Consider the following 22587-nt stretch of genomic DNA (forward strand, 5'->3'; position numbering starts at 1 on the left):
AAGTTACAAGAGGTTATTGTTATCAATCAGTTTGTTTGCTCATAGATTCGACAACCGCTGCTATTTTCTGTGCGCTGTCGATAACTATTTTTTCTTGTTCTGCTTCAACCATCACCCTTACAACAGGTTCAGTACCAGATTTACGCAGTAATACACGGCCTTTATCTGCTAAGCTTTGCTCTACTTCAGCCACTGCAGCAAGCACTTCTGGCGCTTGAGTTGGATCGGTACCAGCAGTGTATCGCACGTTAATCATTTTCATTGGGTACTTAGTAAATCCAGCGCCTAAATCTTGAAGTGTACGGTTTTGAGCCACCATAGCAGCAAGTACTTGTAAGCTTGAAATAATGCCATCGCCAGTGCTAATTAAGTCTAGATTTAAAACATGACCTGAGCTTTCGCCGCCTATTTTCCAGCCTTTTTGCTGCAGTAGTTCCATCACATAACGGTCACCCACTTTACTGCGAGCAAAAGCAATGTTTTTAGCTTTTAACGCATTTTCAAGGCCCATATTCGACATTACAGTACCAACAACCCCGCCACCTAGGTTGTCATCTTGAGCGGCTTGGCAAGCAATAATGTAAACTAAATCATCACCATCAAATACGCGGCCATTATGATCAACCATCATTACCCGATCGCCATCGCCATCATAAGCGATACCTACATCTGCTTTATGCTCAAGTACCTTTTGCTTTAGTGTGTCTACATGAGTTGCACCACATTCGTGGTTAATATTCACCCCATTTGGCTCACAGGCATGGGTGATCACCTCTGCACCAAGCTCTCGCATAACTGAAGGTGCTATGTGGTAGGTTGCACCGTTGGCGCAATCTAAAACTATTTTTAGCCCTTCTAGTGATAAGCCTTGTGGAAACTGACTTTTACAAAACTCTATATAACGGCCATCAGCGCTTGATAAGCGTGTTGCTTTACCTAGCTTATCAGAGGCTACACAAGTCATTGGTTCGTCAAGCATGGCTTCAATTTGCAGCTCTACAACATCATCTAGCTTTAGGCCTTGGCCATTAAAGAACTTAATGCCGTTATCGTAATAAGGATTATGAGATGCGCTGATCACAATACCCGCTTCTGCGCGAAACGTTTGCGCTAAATACGCAACGGCAGGCGTTGGCATAGGGCCGAGTAAAATAACATCAATGCCGGCTGCAATTAGACCAGACTCTAATGCAGTTTCAAGCATGTAACCAGAAATACGAGTATCTTTACCAATAATGACTTTTTTTGTGCCATGTTGTGATAATACACGCCCTGCAGCCCAACCTAATTTCATTGCAAACTCAGGATTAATAGGCCCTTGACCTACTAAACCACGCACACCGTCTGTGCCAAAATATTTTCTTTCTTTCATTTAAAGTACTCCTTGTTTGCAGGCTTGATATACGCCAAGCACGTCTGCGGTTTCTTTAACATCATGCACACGGATAATATGCGCACCGTTTTGTGCAGCTATTAATGCGCCAGCTAAGCTGCCTGCTAATCTATCTTTTGTATCTCTGTTGAGTAAATTACCAATCATTGACTTACGTGATAACCCCGCAAGCAGCGGTAAGCCAAGCTGCGCATAATCATTAAATTGAGCCAATATTTGATAATTGTGTTTAAGTGTTTTTCCAAATCCAAAACCAGGGTCTAATATTAACTGGCTTTGTTTTATACCAGCAGCTTCGCATGCGGCGATACGCTGGTTAAAAAAGTCATTTATCTCGCTTGCTAAATCATCATAGTGAGGGTTATTTTGCATACTTCGCGGTTGTCCTTGCATATGCATTAAACACACTGCCACTTCAGGATATTGAGCAACCACCTCTATTGCACCAGGCTCTTGTAGTGCTCGCACATCATTAACAATATCGGCACCTGCTTCAATGGCTTGACGCATGACTTCAGCTTTACTGGTATCGATTGAAATAACGCAATCACTTTGCTCACGAATAGCATTAATAAGTGGGATAACGCGCTGTAGTTCATCTTCAAGGCTGACATCGGGAGCACCCGGGCGTGTAGATTCACCGCCGATATCTAAAATAGTCGCACCCTCATCAAGTAACTGCATCGCATGATTGAGTGCAGCTGTTGTATTAAAAAACTGGCCTCCATCTGAAAATGAATCAGGAGTAACGTTTACTATCCCCATAATAACGGGTTCGCTGAGTTCAAGCACTCGACCACGTGCAAGGTTAATTTTATTATTCATCGCTAACCCTAAAATATGTTTCTGCAGTGTAATACCAACTCGTTATGATACTTAACCATTTTAAGCGAGGAAAGTCGGACGGTAACAAGGCACGGTTTTCCTATCCAAAGTAGCTAACTTTATTAAGCGCATTGGTATAATTTATTAATTACAGCAAACTGATACAAAAAAGCCCCGAACTTCGGGGCTTTTGGATACGTTATTTTAACGATTATTCCGCTTTATCATCAAGGTTTGTTTCATCTTTTTTAGAGTCATCTTGTTTAGAGTCGTCGTTTTTAGATTCGCTAGTTGGTTTTTGTATTTCATCAACTGCTTTATCTTTAGAAACATCTTCCTTTTCAGGTTTAGCTTCATGACGGTCATGCGCATCACGTGGTTCACGTACTGGCTGACGCGCCATTAAATCATCAATCTGTTTCGCATCGATAGTTTCATACTTCATCAGTGCATCTTTCATTGCGTGTAAAATATCAATATTTTCTTTCAGTATTGATTCTGCACGTTGATAGTTGCGATCTGAGAACAAACGTACTTCTGCATCAATTACTTTGGCCGTTTCGTCCGACATGCTCATAGAACGACCACCGCCGCCACCCATGTACATTTCGTTTTGATCTTCAGCGTAAAGTAATGGACCTAGCTTTTCGCTTAAACCCCATTGTGTAACCATTTTGCGAGCAATGTCAGTTGCACGTTCGATATCGTTACTTGCACCTGTAGTTACTTTGTCTTCACCGTAAATAATGGCTTCTGCAATACGGCCACCATAGAGGCTAGAAATCATAGACTCAAGCAGCTCTTTAGAGTGACTAACACGGTCTTGCTCTGGTAAATACATCGTCACACCCAGCGCACGGCCACGTGGTATAATAGATACTTTATAAACAGGATCGTGCTCAGGCACCATACGACCAACAATGGCATGACCTGCTTCATGGTAAGCAGTCATTTCTTTTTCTTGCTCACTCATCACCATGGTCTTGCGTTCAGCACCCATCATGATTTTATCTTTTGCAGCGTCAAACTCAGCCATACTAACAACACGTTTATTACCACGTGCTGCATAAAGAGCCGCTTCATTCACTAAGTTAGCAAGATCAGCACCTGAGAAACCAGGTGTACCACGAGCAATCACTGCCGCTTCAACGTTATCACCTAACGGTACTTTACGCATGTGTACTTTTAGAATTTGCTCACGACCACGAATATCTGGTAAGCCAACTACAACTTGACGATCAAAACGACCAGGGCGAAGTAATGCTGGATCTAGAACATCCGGACGGTTAGTCGCAGCAATAACAATAATACCTTCATTGCCTTCAAAGCCATCCATCTCAACTAGCATTTGGTTAAGCGTTTGCTCACGTTCATCGTGACCGCCGCCCATACCTGCACCACGCTTACGACCTACTGCGTCGATTTCATCGATGAAGATGATACAAGGCGCTGCTTTTTTAGCTTGTTCGAACATGTCACGTACACGTGATGCACCAACACCCACAAACATTTCAACAAAATCAGAACCTGAAATAGTAAAAAACGGTACTTTTGCTTCACCGGCAACCGCCTTCGCAAGTAATGTTTTACCTGTACCAGGAGGGCCAACCATAAGTACGCCCTTAGGAATACTACCGCCTAATTTTTGAAACTTAGAAGGGTCACGTAAAAAGTCCACCAGCTCGGTTACATCGTCTTTGGCTTCATCACAACCTGCTACATCAGCAAAGGTCGTTTTAACTTGATCTTCACTCATTAAGCGGGCTTTACTCTTACCAAATGACATGGCTCCTTTGCCACCGCCACCTTGCATCTGACGCATGAAGAAAATCCACACACCAATTAGCAGTATCATAGGGAACCAAGAAATGAAAATGCTTGCTAAAAACGATTGTTCCTCAGGTTTTACACCTTTGACATTTACATCGCTTTTTAACAAATCATTTAAAATATCTTTATCATAAATCGGCATAATCGTTTGAAAACGCTCGCCACTATTTTTTATGCCAGTAATTGTGCCACTGCCACTTTCAATAGACACTTCTTGTATAGAGCCACTACGGGCATCTTTAACAAATTGACTGTAACTTGTTTGACGATCAACTTGATCGCCGCCATTAAAGCTCTGAAATACTGACATAAGCACAACTGCAATAACCAGCCAGAGTATTAGATTTTTCGCCATATCGCTCAAGGGGTTAACCTCTTGTATCCAATTAATTTAAATTCAACTAAACGCCAAGCAACTGTACTACAGTTTGTATCCAGTCGCTACTATATATACTTCCCGAGAACGGGGACGCGAGGCATCCGGTTTACGTATCTTCACTGCTTTAAAACTATTACGTACATCTTGCAAATACTGATCAAAGCCTTCACCTTGGAATACTTTAACAATAAACGCGCCATTTTTCTTTAAAACTTGGTGACACATATCAAGCGCAAGCTCAACCAAGTACATACTACCCGCCTGATCCACCGAGTTATTACCACTCATGTTAGGTGCCATATCAGACAATACCACATCTACATTTTTACCATCAATGCGTTTTAACAGCGCATCAAGTACAGCTTCTTCACGAAAGTCTCCTTGTAAAAAGTCAACACCCGCTAATGAATCCATAGGTAAAATATCACACGCAACCACTTGGCCTTTGTCACCTACTTTTTCTGCTAAGTATTGTGACCAACTCCCTGGAGCTGCGCCTAAATCAACTACTGTCATTGCTGGACGCAATAACTTATCTCTGTTTTGAATTTCGTCTAATTTGAAAACAGCTCGAGAGCGCCAGCCTTTTTTTTGCGCTTCTTGAACATATTTATCATCAAAATGTTCTTTAAGCCAACGCTGTGAACTGGCTGACTGTTTTTTATTTGTCATAAATTAACACGCAACTAATTAGTAATATTCTCTAGATGGCGTTAGAATACCCTTAATTCAAGCCATATTCAGCAAAATTTGTAATATCATGACATTATCAAACAAACAAAAGCAGTTTTTAAAAGGCCAGGCACATAGCCTTAAGCCTGTAGTTTTACTAGGTTCTAACGGTTTAACCGAAGGCGTAGTAGTTGAAATCCAAAGCGCGTTAGAAATTCACGAATTAATTAAAGTGAAAGTGCCAACTGACGATCGTGAAACAAAAAAGCTTATTTTTGATGCCATTGTTCGCGAAACAGGGGCCACCAAATTACAAACAATTGGTCATACGATTGTGCTTTACCGTCAAAGCCCAGAGAAAAAAATTCAGTTACCTCGCGGCTAATAGTCCGTTGTAAAGCTATAAAAAAACCAGCCGCGGCTGGTTTTTTTATAAATGGATTAAAAATCCATTATTCGCAAGTTTGCTTTATAGCTGCCATGCTCAAGCCTACTAAGTGAGTAATAGTGCCCGTACTGCCCCTCATCCATATTCTCAATAGTTTGGTTACTCAATAACGAAGCTAATTGCGGCGTGGTGTTACTATGCCCTATAACCACCACAACACCACTTTGAGCTAACAACTGATTTTTCAATGTCGTTAAATCAGCAGCATTATAAGTAGTAACTTTAATATTAAAATACCTAGCTAAAGGCGCTGCAGTGCTTAATGTGCGGTTATAATTACTACTGTATAACGTAATGTGTGGATGGGTTTTAACTAGCGAAACCAAATGCTCAGCACGTGCTTGCCCTTGCTCTGTTAAAAATGGATTATTGCCTGTTTGCTTTTCACTATGGCGAAACAAATAAAGCTGTTCAGGCTCAGCAAAAGCAGGATTGCATAGCATTAATAGTAATGCTATCCATGCTGATTTTATCAATACACTCATTGTTTTTTGCCTCGTTTGTATGCCAATAAACGGTCTATGAATTCAGTAGTAAGCTCATTAATGAGCCCTGTTTCTGCATTTAAAATCAAACTAAAGCCTACATTTAAGTGCGGAAAAACCACTAAGTCACTGCGGTAGCCTTGCACCCAACCACTGTGATAATAAAGCGTTTCATCATCATAGTCATACACACGCCAGCCTAGCCCATAGTAGGCTTCGTTCATGTGCTCTCGCCATACTCGTCTGTAGCGTTCTTTTTTAGTATGAGTATAAGGGCGTGTTTGCGTGGCCAATGTATCTAAGGATAATACCGATGGATATTGCCCTAATTGCGCATTTAACCAAATAGCCATATCTGACGCACTGGCGTTTACCCCTGCCGCGGGTGCAACTTTATAATAATTCTTTTTTAAGCGGGCGCTATACCAACGTTTTTTGCCACGCACGTGAGGGTGTGCATAGTTATTATCCTGCACCATGGCATCGTAACCCAAACTAGCATCATTCATTTCTAGGGGAGTAAAAAACGCCTCATTAAGCCACTGGGTATAGGTTTTGTTGGTACTTTTTAAAATTACGTCGTCTATTAAGCTAAACATTACATTTTGATAGCCATAGCAATCACCAGGGTCACAAATGGGTTTAACACTCAATAGTTTTTCAACAATGTCCTTATAACCCATCCGCGATTCGATTAAATTATCGTAAGCGTTAGGCACTAGCCCACTAGAATGGCTTAAAATATGAAAAACTTTTAAATCATCTTTATAGTCAGTTTGCTTAAAATCCGGTAAATAATAACTAACAGGTAAATAAAGGTTGAGCCGCTGTTCATTTGCGAGTTTAGCCGCTAACGACCCTGCAAATGTTTTCGATACGGAGGCTAAACGAAATCGAGTGTGCGGGTTAATTTTTTGCCCACCGCGCACCTTTGTATTGCCCATAGTATGGATGTAATCACGTGCTTGTGAGTTGACAATGGATAGCGCCCCTCCTGGGATTTTTTTTATTTTTAGTTTTTTTTCTGTATAGCGTCCATAACTTTTAACAAATGCTTCCCAATCAGGATCTGTGCTTGCGCTCGCCTGTAAATGCGTTCCGATAAGGAGCACGGCAAAAAAGTAAAAGGGTAAGGTGTTAAAATACTTCATTCTTAGCTAATTTTTCTTTTTTAGTCATAATCAACCGTTATAATATCATGAACTTTTACTCGGACTAACGTACAATATGTCCGATTAATGGCTTTTGAGTGGATGTAAAATATTTATGCGTTTTTTAGTTGTATCACTTTTTATAATATCAGCGTCAGGTTGTGCTGTCGTTAAACAACCCGCAGAGCCTTTAGCAATGCCTGCAAAGCCTATGCTTAAGAGCCAAACTTATCAGTTAAAATATGAAACTGAGCATGCTTCACCAAAAGTGAAGTCGGTACAATTACCTGCCCACAACGTGAAAAAAAATCAAACTGTTAGAGTAATCGTAGACCGTGCAAGTGTTACCGACACTTTGGTCTCTCAAATAAGCCAAGCCTTAATTGATAAACAGCTTAAGGTGACAACTAACGAGAACAGCGATTATACGTTAGCAATTCATCAAGTTGATCTGGAATTTGTAGATGATGCCAAGTACACCCTAGCACAACCAGAAAAGCCATATTCACTGTTTTCAAGAGTTGCGCAGCAATTTCCGTCGCAACAATGCGCCAATATATTGGCCCAAGTTAGCATGCGACTTACTCACAAAGCATCGGGCGATGTGGTGTGGTTTGCTAAATCATCAATTGACAGTGCAAGCTTTCATCGTGAACCTTTAGTTTATAGCTTCAGCGAAGAAAAGAAGATCACTAATGAGCTAGAAGTTGTTGCATTTATACACAAGCACAACACTGAACAGGCTCGCCTTAAACGAGCTGAGCTTAATAATGAGGTAACGGCCCCTGCTTATAAAACCATTACAAAACTGAGTCGTTTAACTAAATTAAATGGGCCATGCACACGCACCGAAATAAGTGCTCTCACTCCCATGATGCAATTTTACTTAAGCAGTATTCTTATTGATAAAATTAAAGTTCAGTAGTTGTTAGGACGACCGCTACATTTTTTTACAGATTTAGCTAAGAGTTTGACAATATACTAGGGTCTGTTGACCTTTCAAGGTTAAATTTGCAGCACTCTGTTTGGTATTTAGGCAAGGCAGAGCCTTTGTGGTGTGGTTGTTCCCCATAAATAGGCGATAACGCAGCATCAATGCCAAACAGGCGCTGCCCGAAGGGTTCTGCCTAGAGGCGATTTACTCTTTGTTGCCTACATGGATGTAGGTAAGGGGCGTGAGCAGGACGCGGAAGCTTTGCTCGGTTTTTACTTAGCCCACTAGGTTACAAACTTCGCGCCGCGATTAAACCGCCCCTAGTTTGAACAAATTTTAATCCGCAAAGGTCAACAGACCCTAGCTTCTTTAGCAAACTCTAATTAAGGTTCCAAGGATGACGTATACTTCTCTTAAACAGTCTTTTGGTTGTGCGGCCTTATTAGTTGCCGCTATTTTTAGTGCCCAAAGCAGCGCCAGTAATCGCTACTATGCCGATAACACTTTGGAACCCACCACTGGGTTTGCCTGGGATTGGAGCGCTGGCGCAGGCTATTATATTGAAGACTCTTATTTAGTTGGCATGAACTCCTATGATGTTGGTGCAGAACTAGATTTGAGTATTGCGGTTTCCTACGATAATTTTTATCTTGATTTTGACCATAATCAGCTCAGCGGTGGGCTTGTTTTAGGCTATAGCTTAATTAACAAATATGATTGGGGTCTTGATTTATTAGGCACCAACATTCAAGCAGGTTTTGATGAGCAAGGTTTAGGCTTTTATAACGACGGAATAATTGATCCACTGCGTGGTATAAAAAAGCGCAACTATGATTTTGACACCGGCCTTCGATTAACACGTCGATTTGAAAACTCACAAATTTCATTTGAATATTTACATGATATTAGCGGTGCTCATAATGGTTGGGTTGCCAATGTGTTTTTCAGCCATATTCAACCTTGGCGCAATTGGGAGTTTCGTTCCGGTATTGGCTTGAATGCCTACTCTGCTGATTTTACAAACTATTACTTTGGTATTGATAGCGATGAAGCAAACCCAGCACGCCCTATTTATAGTACCGATGCCAGTACCAGTATTATGTTTGAATTTCATGCTGAATATCCCATCAATCAAGATTGGGTATTTTTAGCAGGCTGGCTAACTACATGGTTTTCAAAAGAAATTGAAGACAGCCCAATTATTTCCCAAGGATATCAACACAAAGCCAAGGTAGGCCTGCGTTATGTACTTTAGATTTTTTTACTGTTTGTTGTTTACATATTCGGGCTCTTTGCTTGCAGCCACTACACAACCCCCCAGTGACCTTACTGCCGTTCCCGATACCTGTGTAGCCTTACGTGAAGGGCGTCAATGTTATGCCGATGTTGTCTTATCATGGCAGCAACCAGAGGTAGGAAATTATTGTTTACGCGATGCGACCTCAAAATACATTATGCAGTGCTGGCTTAAACAGCGACAAGGCTCACTTAATTACGCCTTTGATTCAACCCAGAGTATTTCATTTGAGCTGTTTGATAGTAATACATCACAAGTGATTGCTGTAAGCGAAGTTAAACTACAATGGGTGTATCAAAATAGACAAAAAAAGCGGCGTTGGCGGTTATTTTAGCCACACACTATAAACATCATTCAGGTATACGAAGAAAGCTTATGGATAATTACGGTACTATTTTACTGGTTGAAGATGATATCTCTCTTGCACAATGGGTAACTGAGTATTTAACTGAGCAAGGTTATATTGTGCATGTATGTCATCGCGGTGATGAAGTTATAAGTCAAGTAAAGCATTTAAACCCACAACTTATTTTACTCGATATTATGTTACCAGGACTTGATGGTATCAGTGTATGCCGTGAGTTACGTAGCTTTTATCAAGCCCCTATAATTATGCTCACCGCACGAGATGAAGAAATGGATGAGGTCATTGGGCTTGAAGTCGGTGCCACAGATTACATTATAAAACCTGTTCGCCCTCGTGCACTGCTTGCTCGTATTAAATCGGCTTTACGCTACAGCAGCGACACGCCTAAAACTGATGCTCAAGAGAGCATGATCAATATTGGTCAATTAAGTATTAATACCGAATCTCGTAACGTTACACTCAACCAGCAAGATGTGAATATTTCAAGCGCAGAGTATTTATTACTGCATTATTTAGCGAGCAACGCTGGGCAAGTTGTATCACGTGATGCGGTGTTTAAAGCAACCAAAGGCAGGGAGTATGACGGCCTAGATAGAAGCGTTGATGTGCTTATTTCTGCTTTGCGTAAAAAGTTTAATGATGATCCGCAAAAACCAGAAAAAATAAAAACTATTTGGGGGCGTGGTTATTTGTTTGTGACTACAGCGTGGTAAGTTTTAATGCCTGAGCGCTTAAATAATAAGCGCGACAATAATAAAAGTCACTTCAATACACCCAGCCTATTATGGAATAGCATCAATGAAAAAGTTTTATATTTCACTACTAGGCAGTGCGCTGCTTTCAATTATTGTTTTAGGTTGGCTTATTGATGCATTTAGCCAACAAGCACATGCACCTTTGGATGAGTTTAGTGTACAAAGCCAGATTATTGTCGGGTTAAGTAAACAGCTCACAGCTATAAAGCCACAGGCACGACCAGAACAGGTAACTAAGTTAGCCAGAGATTTTAACCTGACTCTTAACTACAAATTAAATCAGTCGCTAGCATTACCATCAGCGCTATTAGATAAAATGCAAACTCAAGGCGGGTTAATACTCGAGGACGAGCAAGGCTTTTACATGCTCTACACTAATGATGCATTAAGCCCTTACCATTTAACCATGCGTTTAGATAAGCCTTACGAGAGCACACAGCGAAACGACATAATTTTAACTTTGTTATTTTATACTGGCTTATGTGTTTTTATGGGTTTTATTATTACCCCTTTAGCAAAACGTCTTACAGTATTAAATGATGCGGCAAAACAGTTCGCATCCGGTAATGTTAAAGCCCGAATTAAGCCCTCTCGCTTTACCTATATAAAAGATGTGGAACTGACATTTAACCGCATGGCAAGTCAAATTGAAAAGTTAGTTGCTGAAAATAAACTGATGGCCTCGAGCCTATCCCATGATATAAGAACCCCAATAGCATGCTTACGCTTTGGTGTTGACGCTGCACTTGATAGCCAGGATGAGAGCAAAATAAAGCACTACCTAACCCGTATGGAAACCGATTTGGATCATATGGAGTCAATGTTAAAAAGCTACTTAGCATTTGCTACTTTAGAACAAAATGCCAATAAACTTACTTACTCATCAGCAAACCTTAAACAATATCTAAGTGATATTGTGCTGCAGCTTGAACCAAGAATAACCGCACGTTCGCTTAATATTTCTTTAGAATGTGATGATCATACTATTTTTGCTGACTTACATTGGCTAGCAAGAGCGATCGCTAACTTAATTAATAATGCCTGCGATTTTGCACATCATCACATTAAAGTAACCGCCTCGCTACAAGAGCATACTTTAGTCATCAGCATTGCCGATGATGGCCCAGGAATAGCTCAAGAAAACAATCAAAAAGTATTTAGCCCGTTCTTCCGTGAGCGCAGCCACCGTAATCGCAGTGACAACAGTTATGGGTTAGGATTGGCTATCGTTGCCAAAGTAGCCGATTGGCATCATGGCTCAATAGAAGTGAGTAAAAGTGAGCACCTTGGTGGGGCCTGCTTTACACTTACGATTGCGCGGTTTAGATATTAATCAAACAATTACCATCCGTTCTAACTAACGCAATATAATTAAAGAAATCGTGCTATTTATAATCAAAAAATGCACGTGTTATTTATATCTGAAAATAAAACGCAATAATTGTGCGACTAAGTCAAATAAGCACTTTTTATTTTTTTACAATTCCAGTAGATTGTCACGGCGTCGAAAAAATAGAGAAGCAAAATAATATGAGTGCAGTAAGAGGTGAGTTTAGCTCCCGCTTTGGTTTTATAATGGCTGCGGCAGGATCTGCTGTTGGGCTTGGTAATATTTGGGGTTTCCCGACACAAACAGCAAGTAATGGCGGGGCTGCCTTTTTAGTCGCGTACTTAGTACTGGCCTTCTTTTTAGCCTATCCTGCTTTAATGGCAGAGCTGATGATAGGTCGTCATGGACAAGCTAATGCGGTTTCTTCACTAACTAAATTAACCACTAAACCTTGGCAAAAGCAGTTTGCCTTTGCTGTTGGCTTTGGCGGGATTTTATGTGCTGGCTTTATACTAAGCTTTTATGCGATTGTTGCTGGTTGGATGTTAAGTGCAACTTTAGAGCCGGTTACTACTCTCATAGGCGCAGATGCGGCATCTTCGTGGTTAAGTGAACAGTCACTTACACGTAACATTCTTTTTACTGTGGTATTTATTATTTTAACCGTTGCTATTATCAGCCGCGGTGTTGAAAATGGTATTGAAAAATGGTCAAAACGTTTAATGCCTGCTTTGCTCGGTATTTTGTTTGCCTTAATTGCCTATGTAATGACTCAAGAAGGCGCTGTTGAGGGATTAAAAGCTTACCTAGTCCCTGACTTTTCTTCTATTTTTGATCCCACCTTATTAGTCAGTGCACTAGGACAGGCCTTCTTTTCATTGTCACTGGGTACCAGTGTAATGATTATCTATGGCTCATATATCAGTAAAAAAGAAAATCTCGTCTCTTTGGGGGCTTATGTTACGCTTATTGATGTATTCATCGCATTTGTAGCAGGCTTACTGATTATCCCCGCGATGTATGTTGCACAAGCCCAAGGTGTTGAAATATTCTCGTCAACAACAGGTAAACTGCTTTCAGAAGACACCTTAGTATTTCAGGTTTTACCCGCCTTATTTGATGGCATGGGTGGTGTGGGTTTATTTGTTGGCTTTGCTTTTTTTGCATTAATGAGTATTGCCGCTCTAACCTCGTCAATTTCAATGCTTGAAGCGCCGGTATCGTACACTGTAGAGCGCTTTGCAATGAAGCGTGTGCAAGCAACATGGTTAATAGGTGCTTTAATTGCCATAGTTAGTATTACCATAGTGTGCAACTTAGGCACGTTATTTGGTTTAGTAATCACCTTAACAACTAAAGTCGCGCAACCTTTATTAGGACTTATGTGTTGTATTTTTGTAGGGTGGATCTGGTATAGGTCATCACTGCTCAAAGCAATCCAGCAAGGTAACCCTGAAGTACATAACACCTTATTTTGGAAAATATGGCCTTGGTATACTAAGTTTGTATGCCCTATCGCCATTAGCTTAGTATTTTTACATTCTTTACTTAGCTAATAAAACAAAAAAGGCCCACTAATGTGGGCCTTTATTTATTAAGAATTATCTACTGCTTTAAAATCATATCTTGATGGGGTATGCCATCTTCTAAGTACTCCTCCCCAACACACTCAAAACCAAATGAGCGATAAAAATTTAGTAGGTAGGTTTGTGCGCCTATATAAATATCACGAGTAGGCCACTGAGTCCTACAACAGGCAATAGCCTGGCTAACTAATTCTTTGCCTAAACCAGAGGTGCGCTGTGATTGAGCAACTAAAACGCGCCCTATCGCACTATACTGTGCATCTTTTTCATAACAACGAGCATAGGCATTTACTGTTTGCCTATTGAGTGAATACAAGTGGCGAGTAGCATCTGCAATATCCACATCATCAAGTTCGGGGTAAGGACACGCTTGTTCTACAACAAATACGTCAACACGTTCACGCATTATTGCAAACAGGGTTTGGGAGTCGAGCGCAGAGAATGGCTCACATTTAAACGCCATTTAAACACCTTTTATTATTACAGGGCCTTACTAAAAGGCCCCATAATCTTATTAAGCAAATAATCGCTCTAACTGATCACATAACTGAGATAAGTTAACATGATCATGCTCGATAGTTAAATCGACATAACCGTCACTTCTAAATGCTCTGTCTAACTCAATCAGTACATGCGTTTTATGCGCTTCAGGAATAAACGACAGTTCAATTTCCTTTATACCAAATAAGCTGCGACTATTTGGTTGATATTCAAGCTCTTGATAACACCCAGACACAGATTGAAAAGTAGAAGCACGTAAATGGCCTTGCTCTACATCTGCTTTAACTAAATTAAATCCTAGCTTCTCCATTGCTTGCATACAGGTTTTAACTGCTTCATTCGGATAGATGTGCAAATGGTCTTTATCTGTTGGATCAAGCGCAAGGTCAATATCAAGCCCTGTTTCTAACCACACATAAGACTGGTTATAACCGGCATTAATTTCAGTAATTGGTGTTTCTGAATGCAAACGGGCTTCAAACGGGATAGTTTTAACTTCACCAGGCTCAACAGTACCAATGTCAGTTATGCGCCATTGATCAATAACATGATTAGTAAAGTAATCACCGTCTTCACTGGCTACTTTAACCCGAGTAACTAACATTAAATCTAAACCCGCAATTTCTTGACTTACATCACCTGCACTAATAACTATTTGTGCATTGAATAGTTGGCCAGGCTGAAGATGCTCGGTTTCTAAAATAGTATCCACCTTGGCGGCACCAATGCCTACCGATGCTAAAATCTTTTTAAACATATTTTCTCCTTAAGCTAAGCAATACACTTGTTTGCTTACACTTAAACTCCTTCGTTATGGCATCTTAACCACATTTAAAAGCGCTTGTCAGCGAAAAACTGCTATTTACATGCTGTTTACCATAAAACTAGCCATTTATGTGTGTTTTTTGTACTTTACAGCCGCCTTTATGCATACATAAAGGTGTTTTAGCAATCAGGTGATAAATACTCACTATCAGCCAATTAGCAGTAGGAAATAAGTAGATAAATTGTCAATAAGCATTGTTTTTCGCTACACTACAATGCCAAGTGCAGTGATACTAATAACTATGGAACTAATTTATTTTGCTACCGCCTTCGTCTGCGGTTTTGGTATATATCAGCTAAAGTTACCACCGCTAATCGGCTTTCTTATGGCTGGATTTATTCTTAATTTAGCGGGTTACAAAAGCACGGAGCTACTCGAAACGATTGCCTCTTTAGGGGTCACACTGCTACTTTTTAGTATTGGCCTCAAACTAAAAATTGCTAACCTTATAAAACCACAAGTGTGGGCTCCTGCCACCATACATATTATTTTAAGTAGCGCATTGTTTAGTGGCTTCATGTTGCTGCTTGGTGTATTCGCACTGCCATTATTTGTCGATTTAAGCTGGCAAAGTGCATTGTTAGTCGGCTTTGCTTTAAGTTTTTCGAGTACGGTATTTGCTGTAAAAGTACTTGAAGAACGCGGTGAAATGGCAAGTTTGCACGGTAAAATCGCCATTGGTATTTTGGTTATGCAAGATATATTTGCAGTCATATTCTTAGCGGTCAGTACAGGCAAAGTACCGAACATTTGGGCTTTAGGGTTAATTGTTGCACTACCTTTGTTTCGCCCAATTATGTACTGGGTTTTAAACCGCTCTAAACACGGTGAGTTACTGCCGCTATTTGGCTTTTTCTTTGCATTGGTAGCTGGGTACAATGCCTTTGAATTCGCAGGATTAAAAGGCGATTTAGGCGCATTGATCATTGGCATGATGTTCGCCCCTCACAAAAAAGCAGGTGAGCTGTCTAAATCGCTGCTTAGCCTTAAAGATATATTACTGGTTGGCTTTTTCTTAAGTATTGGTTTAAGCGCAGAACTTACTGCCCACTCTTTAGTCGTTGCTTTAATTTTAGTATTGGTTATTCCTGTTAAAACGCTGCTTTATTACATACTAACTAACTTATTTAAACTGCGTGCTCGTACTTCTTTACTCACCGCATTTAGTTTGGCTAACTTTAGTGAGTTTGGCTTAATTGTTTGTGCAGTTGCTGCATCTAGCGGTATGGTTACCTCTGAATGGCTCGCGGTTATCGCGATTGCCGTATCAATTACATTTGTGATTGCCTCCCCTTTAAATAAACGCTCTAACGAGCTGTACGTTAAAATTGAACGCTTCTTATTGAAGTTTGAAAGCAAGACCCGTTTAGCAGAAGAGCTTCCTGTAAACTTAAATGATACGAAAATAGTGATCTTTGGTATGGGTAGAATTGGCACTGGTGCCTATGAAACAATAAACACAACTCACCCTGATGTAGTTGCAGGTATTGATATTAAACCTGAGGTGGTCGATAAACATATTAAACGTGGACGCAGAGTATTAATTGCCGATGCCACCGACCCTGATTTCTGGCAGCGCGTTAATCACTCTCATGTGGAAATGGTTATGTTAACTATGCCTAAGCATATGCAAAATATTTTTGCTTTAGAGCAATTACAAGCATCAGGCTATAAAGGGCAAGTAACTGCGATTGCTAACTACCCCGATCAGCAAAAAGAATTAGAAGATATGGGAATAGATTCTACTTATAACTTTTATTTAGAGGCTGGTAGCGGTTTTGCGGAGCATGTAAAGCAAACCTTGTTTCCGTAATCGAGCTTAGATGCAAATAGATTGCATTTACATTCCTTTACATCTGAGTATTTTATTGGTGAAAAAATCAGGTAAAATGTCTGTGTTGGTTGAATAAAGCTAATACCTAAGTTTGTGTTTTATAAAAGACAAATAACGGACCCCTTGCTTTTAAGTGACCAATAAGATTCTCAAATTAGAGGGCCTACTCCCTCTATCAATAGGCTGTTACTTGCCCGTTACAGCCTATTTTATTTCCTTAAAATCCCTTACACTTATCCCCATTATTTATAAAAGATGTCAGTAATGGATCCTCAACAACTAAAAATCGCGATTAACACCATTATGCCATTTGGCAAGTATGCGGGACGCCCTTTACTTTTGCTGCCTGAGCCATATTTAGTGTGGTTTAAACAACAAGGCTTTCCTGATAGCAAGCTTGGCTCTCAGCTCGCAATGATGTACGAAGTGAAGCTTAATGGCTTAGAGCAAATGCTGATACCATTACTAGAAAAAAATAGTAAATAAAATAGAACTTTTCTATAAAGGGTCTGTCTATCTATTTGCTACTTGTTGATTTTTTGGTTTTAAACCGCAAAAAAGCGCCTTTATGGCGCTTTTTTATTGTTTGGGATTCAGTTTTCGAGGGTAATAATAAACTTAACCCCACCCAATGGTGAGTCTTCAATCTTACACTGCCCTTTATGCCAGCTAATAATTTTATTTACAATTGCTAGCCCTAATCCAAACCCACCGGTTTTTTTATCACGGCTTTTATCTAAACGGGTAAAAGGTTTAAACACTTTCTCACGTTCAGCATCCGCAATACCTGGGCCATCATCTTCAATCACCAGAAATAACTTTTCGGCGTTGGCAGTTAAACTAATATGCACAGTTTGCGTAGCATGTTTCAGTGCATTACTAATTAAATTTTGTAGCACTCGCGACATGAAATGACTATCACATACGTTTATAAATTGACTCGGTAACGTTGTGGTTAATTTAATAGGTGTATCAAAAGTTACTTTTTCGATATTAGCTTTAATTAATGCGACGATATCACAGGGAACCAATTGCAAGCTTGGTTGCTGTGTATCTAAACGAGCGTATTCCAACATTTCTGATACCAAGGATTCCAGCTCATGAATATCCATTTGCATATCAGATAAATAGTGCTGTGCTTTGCCATCTTGAACTTTATTCTCTATCATTGCGATTGCAAACTTCAAACGGGCTAATGGTGTTCTGAACTCATGTGACACTGATGAGGTCAGTTCTTGTTGAGCACTCAGTAAAAACTCTATCCGTTGCTGCATTACTTTTAATGTATCAGTGATGGGTAAAAAGAATGATTTAGAGCTGTCGCTTAATTGAAAGTCTTGCGCCCCACCGACCGCTTCACAGGCTTGACTGAGCTTGGCAAAATCTCGCCATAACAATAAGCTCCATAACCCTATCGGTAAGCTAATAATAAATAAAACTAATAAATAAGGTATCACGGTCCCAGTGTTTTTAGCTTTAACACCTACAGGACCTACTTGTAATAACTGAGAGTTATTTAAAGTGACATACCAAACAATACGTTGCTGCTTATCGTACAAGTAAAGGTAATTATTTTGAGCTAATTGTGTTTGCTGCTCAGGAGGGAGAACCAAATCTTGTTGGGCGATAACTTGGCTATCAAAATTATGCTTTAGCTGCTCAAGACCATCTGGCGTTTGAGAAAGCAGCCATAATGATTGCCCAAATTCATTATCTAACAAAACATGTTGCTCAGATTCATCATACGGCCAAAGCTGCTCTATAACACCACTGGCAATAAACAAAGAAGCAATAATATACACGTAAAGGCTAATAAATAGCTTTCCCATTAACCTAGCCTAATACCTTGCATTAATTACATGTCCCAAGCATCTGATACAAATAAATAGCCTTGTCCCCACACTGTCTTAATACGATATGGTTTATCACTGTTATCACCAAGCTTCTTACGAATTCGAGACACACGTACATCAACGGTTCGATCTAGCCCATCGTACTCACGTCCAATCATATGTTGGTGCACATGTTCTCGGCTGAGCACTTCTCCTGCATTTGAAGCTAATAACCACAACAATTCAAACTCATGTGAGGTTAATACGATTTCAACACCACTTAGCTTTACAATACGGCTAGTTTTATCTATTGATAAGTCACCAAACTTAAGCTCTTCTATGGCTTTTACGCTAGGCTGTCCACGGCGTAATAAAGCACTAATTCGCGCCAATAGTACGCGCGGCTCTGCAGGTTTAATAACGTAATCGTCAGCACCGAGCTCTAAGCCGATAACTTGGTCAAAATCTTCGCCCTTTGCAGTAAGCATTAAAATAGGTAAGGTGTATTTGTCGCGCACTTGACGGCACACACTAAAGCCATCTTTTCCTGGCAGCATCACATCTAGAATGATTAAATCAACATGGTTTTCACTCAGATAAGGAAACACTTCGTCACCGCGTTCTAATACGTCAACTTCTAAGCCATTATGCTCAAGATAGTCTTTGGTTAATTGTTGCAACCCTAAGTCATCTTCAACAAGTAATATCTTTGGCATTTACTGCTCCTAAATTAAAAAAAGCTCCAAGGTGAGCGTAGCCGATGTTTTTTCTTAGCGTATGCTGTTTGCACTTCTACTTGCACACTCGCTAATGACACACCTGTAAGGGGATTAATCAGGGAGTATATGGTCTCCACCTGAACACGCGCTTTATAACTAAATTGCCCTTTTTTTACCCCTTGCCAACATTGCAATTGGGTATCTTGCTGGTATAAACACACATCACTTGGCTCAGACAGTTGCCACTTAAATTTTAACTCAAGATCACAAAATTCTTGTTGTTCGGAAACCACACAGACTTTGGGTGATACGATAAGTGAAGAGGCTTTTGCAACACTTAGGTTGCTAAAAAATGAAGCTGCAAACACAACCAACATAAAACACTTCATATTAAAATGTATGTTCGAATCCTATAAAGGCGGTCATTGAATAGTCATGTTCAAAGAGCGGACTGCTATCCATTGCTGAATAGTCATAATATGCTAAATGAAAACGAAGTGCGTTGGCTTTACCTACCGGCCAACGGACGTCGATTTTAGCATAAGGTTGCCAGCTACTACCAACTTCTATTTCACCATATAAAGATTCTGTGTTGTTTAAGCCATAAAAGTAGTTATTTAGTTGTGCTGATTTGTAGTTTACGCCTAAGGTCGATTTAAGTTCTAACACCTTAAGATCAAAATGGTATTGCCATTGTAGCGAGCCCCTAAAGCTATTATAAACACTGTTTACGTCATGCAATAATTGCGCAGAAAATACCTGTTGTTGTTTTACAAAAACATAACTGACGCCGGCATCCAGCACCACTCGTCTTTTTTGAATATTATTGATATTAATCTGGCGAGGAGATTCAATGTGTTGCGATTCTAATATTTCGTTATTAGCCGTTGCTGTGAGCGGGAATATATTTTGCGGGTGCCAGTCAATAAAAAATCGTGATTCTGGGTTAATTTCTGACACAAAGCTAATGTTATGCATCTCACTTTGTATAAAAGAGTAGCCTAAACGACCGTTATCAAAAAACCAATTTTGGCCATAATAAGCCACTTGTGGAACCACCACCAAAGGAATGTTGTCTGCACCATGTAAAGGGTTACTGATCACTCCTCCCCCTAAGCTGACACTCATTTTAAGTTCATCAGTAGAGATATGTTGCTGCGTCTGAGCAATGGCATTAGCGCTAAACAACACCAATAAAATGCATATTTTTATTCTCAGATGTAACACCATGGGGTTATTCACTAGTTTATAAAGTGGCTTTGACCCTATAGTAGCAAGTAGTATAAGTACAAGCTCTAGAGGGTTACAATCATTAACAAATTTGATACAAACGGAACACGTTTACAAATTGGCGGCTATTTCAACTCGATTTCGACCATGGGTTTTAGCTAAATAAAGTGCTCTATCAGCCTTTTCTACTAATAAACAGCTTTTACTAAAAGGCTCCATTAAAGCAATACCAAAACTTGCTGAGATATTACGTTTATTATCGCTGTCTTCTTTTTTACGAATAGTTAATTTAGCAATACTCAAACGCAACTGATTGCAGAATGTCATCGCATCATTAATGCTATCAAAGTAACCTGTAATACAAAATTCTTCACCACCGAAACGATACGCATTGTATTGTTCTTGCAAGCTATTCTGCACTTTTTGAGCAACAAGTTTGAGTACCTCGTCGCCTTTTTGATGACCAAAATCGTCATTAAAACGTTTAAAGTGATCAATATCGAACATTATTAACACGGCTAACTTATCTTGCTCATCTTGTGAAGATGCATGAAGGCAAAACTCGACTATGTCAGTATCAAACTTACCGCGATTAAATAACCCCGTTAGTGAATCTTTATCAACCGCTTCTTGAGTCATAGTGAGGGCTTCTCTTAAATCTTTTATCTCATTATATGCTTGCGCTAATTTAGTTTGGAAACCACGAGCATAATCTTGCATTGCGATTGATTCATCTGTTAGACGTTCAACACAAGATAGAATTTCATTAAATGAGTTAATGCTAGAGAGTGTTTTTAACTCATTTTGTGAGTCAACTAACGAAGTAGTAAAGCTTTTTGAATACTGAATAGAGTCACTCAAGTCAAACTGTACTTGCTCTACCGTACCATGAAATTTTTCAGACATTTGTTGAAAAAACGCTAATTCTTCGTCGTTTATGTATTTATCAAATATTTCCTGTGCATTTTGAGCTGAGCAAGTATTGTGCTGACCGATAACTTTATCAAGCTCTGTATTTAGTTGCGGGTTATCGCCCTGTACATAACAGTACCAAATCGCATAGTTTATTGGCGTTACTGGCATTTTGTACTTCACCATAAGTGGAATGGCTTTTTTTAAACACTGGGCAGAATGAGCAAGTGAGGCAGTATTATCCATAATTGAAACTCTCAGACATCACAACAAAGATGTTAATAAACACATAAATATTAGTGGCTTATATTAACACTTTTTTATCATCCAACAAGCCTATATTATGTTTTCTCCCATATTTTGTGCAATATTCCACAGTGCACTAATAGCAGGATCATTTAATTCTTTATGTAATACCGCTAGGCCAATTTTAAAACCTTGTGGGGGCTCATCTTTGCTATCCAAAATCTGAACTTTATCGTTTAAAGGGCTATTATCGAGAACAATTTTTGGGATCATGGCCACGCCTAAGCCCAAACTCACCATAGATACCATAGCCTCATGCCCAGCGACTTGTGCATAGATTTTTCCTTGCACGTTATTTTTTCGCCACCACTGCTCTAACCTTTGTCGTGAAAACCCTTGTTCAGCAACAATAAATTCAAGCTCTGACCAATCAATAGTCTCGCTGTTATTAGTTAGCTTTTCTGTGATCGGACATTGAATAGTGGGCGCAATTAATACCAGTGGCGAGTAACCAATATCTACAAATGCAATTTGTGCAGGTAATTTACTGGGCCTAGCTGCAATAGCCATGGATTCGTGACCGTCTAATACACGATTTATTGCCAGAGCAGGGTCGCCCGTATTTAAGGTGATTTCAATATGCTGATGCTGAGCCCTGAGCTGCTCCAAAATATGATGCAAAAAACTATAAGATGCGGTAACGGAGCAATAAAGACTCACATTGCCATAAATATGTTGTTGCGGTTCGTTTAAATTGGCCTTAAAACGCTGCCAATTACTAAGCGTTGCACTAGCATACTCCTTAAATGCAACGCCTTCGCGAGTAAGCTTGACACTGCGATTATCTCGCTGGAACAACATCACCCCTACTTCATCTTCTAACTGCTTAATATTACGACTTAAAGTAGGCGCACTTATGTGGCATAACTCACTGGCACGAGAGAAATGAAGCGTTTTTGCCAACGCCAAAAAGTAATTTAAATGCTTATGATCCATAACAACACCGGTATTTCATATTATGAAACACTTTAATTC

At 39.8% G+C, this 22587-nt stretch carries 23 protein-coding genes; 9 read left to right on the forward strand and 14 right to left on the reverse strand.

Annotation, left to right across the window (positions count from 1 at the left end; genetic code table 11):
- Positions 1 to 22: 22 nt before the first annotated feature.
- From glmM to rlmE, 4 genes are all read right to left on the reverse strand, one after another.
- The gene (glmM, locus tag AN392_RS13525) at positions 23 to 1372 is read right to left on the reverse strand and encodes a phosphoglucosamine mutase (protein WP_008112693.1); all 1350 of its coding nucleotides are present in this window, start codon (positions 1370 to 1372) and stop codon (positions 23 to 25) included.
- Positions 1373 to 2218: a dihydropteroate synthase gene (gene folP, locus AN392_RS13530; RefSeq protein WP_055013014.1), complete on the reverse strand. Its 846-nt coding sequence runs from the start codon at positions 2216 to 2218 to the stop codon at positions 1373 to 1375.
- Between the two features lie 211 nt (positions 2219 to 2429).
- Positions 2430 to 4403, reverse strand: coding sequence for an ATP-dependent zinc metalloprotease FtsH (gene ftsH / locus AN392_RS13535; protein WP_041709666.1), 1974 nt, complete (start codon positions 4401 to 4403; stop codon positions 2430 to 2432).
- A gap of 66 nt (positions 4404 to 4469) precedes the next feature.
- Complete coding sequence (gene rlmE, locus AN392_RS13540) at positions 4470 to 5099, reverse strand: 23S rRNA (uridine(2552)-2'-O)-methyltransferase RlmE (RefSeq protein WP_010388002.1); 630 nt, start codon at positions 5097 to 5099, stop codon at positions 4470 to 4472.
- 88 nt (positions 5100 to 5187) lie between these two features.
- On the opposite strand from rlmE, the gene yhbY reads away from it, so the two are divergent.
- A complete protein-coding gene (gene yhbY / locus AN392_RS13545) occupies positions 5188 to 5484 on the forward strand; it encodes a ribosome assembly RNA-binding protein YhbY (RefSeq protein ID WP_008112687.1) in 297 nt (98 codons plus the stop codon).
- Positions 5485 to 5540: 56 nt separating this feature from the next.
- On the opposite strand, the gene AN392_RS13550 is transcribed toward yhbY, so the two are convergent.
- Positions 5541 to 6032 carry a histidine phosphatase family protein gene (locus AN392_RS13550; protein WP_055013015.1) on the reverse strand — a complete coding sequence of 164 codons (492 nt, stop codon included), beginning with the start codon at positions 6030 to 6032 and terminating at the stop codon, positions 5541 to 5543.
- Positions 6029 to 7183: a serine hydrolase gene (locus AN392_RS13555; protein ID WP_055013016.1), complete on the reverse strand. Its 1155-nt coding sequence runs from the start codon at positions 7181 to 7183 to the stop codon at positions 6029 to 6031. The genes AN392_RS13550 and AN392_RS13555 overlap by 4 nt, the downstream gene beginning before the upstream one ends.
- Positions 7184 to 7298: 115 nt before the next feature.
- On the opposite strand from AN392_RS13555, the gene AN392_RS13560 reads away from it, so the two are divergent.
- The 6 genes from AN392_RS13560 to AN392_RS13585 all read left to right on the forward strand — a co-directional run bounded on the left by AN392_RS13560 (position 7299) and on the right by AN392_RS13585 (position 13422).
- A complete protein-coding gene (locus AN392_RS13560) occupies positions 7299 to 8108 on the forward strand; it encodes a hypothetical protein (protein ID WP_055013017.1) in 810 nt (269 codons plus the stop codon).
- Positions 8109 to 8514: 406 nt separating this feature from the next.
- Positions 8515 to 9372 (forward strand): MipA/OmpV family protein, encoded by an 858-nt coding sequence (locus AN392_RS13565; RefSeq protein WP_055013018.1) that lies wholly within the window; start codon positions 8515 to 8517, stop codon positions 9370 to 9372.
- Complete coding sequence (locus AN392_RS13570) at positions 9362 to 9748, forward strand: DUF3019 domain-containing protein (RefSeq protein ID WP_054201685.1); 387 nt, start codon at positions 9362 to 9364, stop codon at positions 9746 to 9748. Before AN392_RS13565 ends, AN392_RS13570 begins: the two co-directional genes overlap by 11 nt.
- A 41-nt stretch (positions 9749 to 9789) precedes the next feature.
- Positions 9790 to 10494 (forward strand): response regulator transcription factor, encoded by a 705-nt coding sequence (locus AN392_RS13575; protein ID WP_054201686.1) that lies wholly within the window; start codon positions 9790 to 9792, stop codon positions 10492 to 10494.
- An 85-nt stretch (positions 10495 to 10579) separates the two neighbouring features.
- Complete coding sequence (locus AN392_RS13580) at positions 10580 to 11869, forward strand: ATP-binding protein (protein WP_055013019.1); 1290 nt, start codon at positions 10580 to 10582, stop codon at positions 11867 to 11869.
- 197 nt (positions 11870 to 12066) lie between these two features.
- On the forward strand, positions 12067 to 13422 hold the full coding sequence (locus AN392_RS13585; RefSeq protein ID WP_010387992.1) for a sodium-dependent transporter: 1356 nt from the start codon (positions 12067 to 12069) through the stop codon (positions 13420 to 13422).
- A gap of 49 nt (positions 13423 to 13471) precedes the next feature.
- Here AN392_RS13585 and AN392_RS13590 read toward each other — a convergent pair whose 3' ends face one another.
- Together AN392_RS13590 and AN392_RS13595 are read right to left on the reverse strand one after the other, a co-directional pair.
- Positions 13472 to 13915, reverse strand: a complete 444-nt coding sequence (locus AN392_RS13590) for a GNAT family N-acetyltransferase (RefSeq protein WP_055013020.1) — start codon at positions 13913 to 13915, stop codon at positions 13472 to 13474.
- Positions 13916 to 13966: 51 nt separating this feature from the next.
- Positions 13967 to 14710, reverse strand: a complete 744-nt coding sequence (locus tag AN392_RS13595) for a sporulation protein (protein ID WP_010387990.1) — start codon at positions 14708 to 14710, stop codon at positions 13967 to 13969.
- 310 nt (positions 14711 to 15020) lie between these two features.
- Between AN392_RS13595 and AN392_RS13600 the strand changes: the two genes are divergently transcribed.
- Both AN392_RS13600 and AN392_RS13605 read left to right on the forward strand, forming a co-directional pair.
- Positions 15021 to 16592, forward strand: a complete 1572-nt coding sequence (locus tag AN392_RS13600) for a cation:proton antiporter family protein (RefSeq protein ID WP_055013043.1) — start codon at positions 15021 to 15023, stop codon at positions 16590 to 16592.
- 285 nt (positions 16593 to 16877) lie between these two features.
- The gene (locus AN392_RS13605; RefSeq protein WP_055013021.1) at positions 16878 to 17099 is read left to right on the forward strand and encodes a DUF3820 family protein; all 222 of its coding nucleotides are present in this window, start codon (positions 16878 to 16880) and stop codon (positions 17097 to 17099) included.
- Between the two features lie 107 nt (positions 17100 to 17206).
- Here AN392_RS13605 and AN392_RS13610 read toward each other — a convergent pair whose 3' ends face one another.
- The 6 genes from AN392_RS13610 to ilvY all read right to left on the reverse strand — a co-directional run bounded on the left by AN392_RS13610 (position 17207) and on the right by ilvY (position 22548).
- Positions 17207 to 18442, reverse strand: coding sequence for an ATP-binding protein (locus AN392_RS13610; protein ID WP_055013022.1), 1236 nt, complete (start codon positions 18440 to 18442; stop codon positions 17207 to 17209).
- A 26-nt stretch (positions 18443 to 18468) separates the two neighbouring features.
- Positions 18469 to 19161, reverse strand: a complete 693-nt coding sequence (locus tag AN392_RS13615; RefSeq protein WP_010387984.1) for a response regulator — start codon at positions 19159 to 19161, stop codon at positions 18469 to 18471.
- A 14-nt stretch (positions 19162 to 19175) separates the two neighbouring features.
- The gene (locus AN392_RS13620) at positions 19176 to 19541 is read right to left on the reverse strand and encodes a DUF3019 domain-containing protein (protein WP_055013044.1); all 366 of its coding nucleotides are present in this window, start codon (positions 19539 to 19541) and stop codon (positions 19176 to 19178) included.
- Between the two features lie 13 nt (positions 19542 to 19554).
- A complete protein-coding gene (locus AN392_RS13625; protein ID WP_055013023.1) occupies positions 19555 to 20394 on the reverse strand; it encodes a MipA/OmpV family protein in 840 nt (279 codons plus the stop codon).
- 111 nt (positions 20395 to 20505) lie between these two features.
- A complete protein-coding gene (locus AN392_RS13630; protein WP_082424815.1) occupies positions 20506 to 21552 on the reverse strand; it encodes a GGDEF domain-containing protein in 1047 nt (348 codons plus the stop codon).
- A 90-nt stretch (positions 21553 to 21642) separates the two neighbouring features.
- Positions 21643 to 22548 (reverse strand): HTH-type transcriptional activator IlvY, encoded by a 906-nt coding sequence (gene ilvY / locus AN392_RS13635; protein ID WP_010387979.1) that lies wholly within the window; start codon positions 22546 to 22548, stop codon positions 21643 to 21645.
- Between the last annotated feature and the right edge of the window lie 39 nt (positions 22549 to 22587).

The sequence above is a fragment of the Pseudoalteromonas sp. P1-16-1b genome, from assembly GCF_001401785.1.
GTDB classification, from domain to species: Bacteria; Pseudomonadota; Gammaproteobacteria; order Enterobacterales; family Alteromonadaceae; genus Pseudoalteromonas; species Pseudoalteromonas undina.